Origin of the sequence: Brevibacterium sp. FAM 24630, from assembly GCF_049804075.1 — a bacterium.
In the GTDB taxonomy this organism is placed as follows: domain Bacteria; phylum Actinomycetota; class Actinomycetes; order Actinomycetales; family Brevibacteriaceae; genus Brevibacterium.
Genome location: NZ_JBNBZD010000069.1, coordinates 1 through 641 on the forward strand (window position 1 = coordinate 1; position 641 = coordinate 641).

1 protein-coding gene is annotated in these 641 nt (G+C 58.5%); it reads left to right on the forward strand.

What is annotated here, in order from left to right:
• Nucleotides 1-517 (forward strand): ATP-binding protein (locus ACPUD7_RS17750; protein ID WP_425120651.1); only part of this gene is annotated, 517 nt, incomplete at its 5' end.
• Nucleotides 518-641: the final 124 nt, after the last annotated feature.

Below are 641 nucleotides of genomic sequence, written 5' to 3' on the forward strand. Positions count from 1 at the left end.
GATCGACCAGCGCGGCCTCGACCGTGACGTCATCGCTCAACTCGGAACCGCCTCGTTCATCACCCGGCAGCAAAACGTTGTGTTCCAGGGGTTCACCGGGTCTGGCAAGTCGTATCTGGGGTCGGCGCTGGCGAAGCAGGCCTGTCAGCATCGCTACCGTGCCTACTACATTCGCATGCCCGATCTTGAAGAATCGTGGGCCACTGCGCAGGACAAGCCGGGCGGTCGGGAGAAATGGTTACGCAAATACTCGGCGTTCACGCTGTTAGTCATCGATGAATGGTTGCTCGACGAACCCGATGACGATGTCCGTTCGATGCTGCTCGAGCTCCTTGAACGTCGTTACGATACGACATCGACGGTGTTCTGCACCCAGTATGCGAAGAAGGACTGGCATCAACGACTCGGGTCCGGTGTCCACGCGGATGCGATCATGGATCGTATCGTTCACAACACGATCTGGATCACGACTGGGGAGATGAACATGCGCGAACACATCAGTACAGCCACGCAGTGACCAATTGTCGGTGAGCGTCGGGTGACGGCCTGGCGCTCACCGCCACGACCCGGTGGCGCTGAAAGGCAATATCGGGTGGCGCTCAACCACAATAGTCAGTGGCGCTCACACCACCGAATACTCA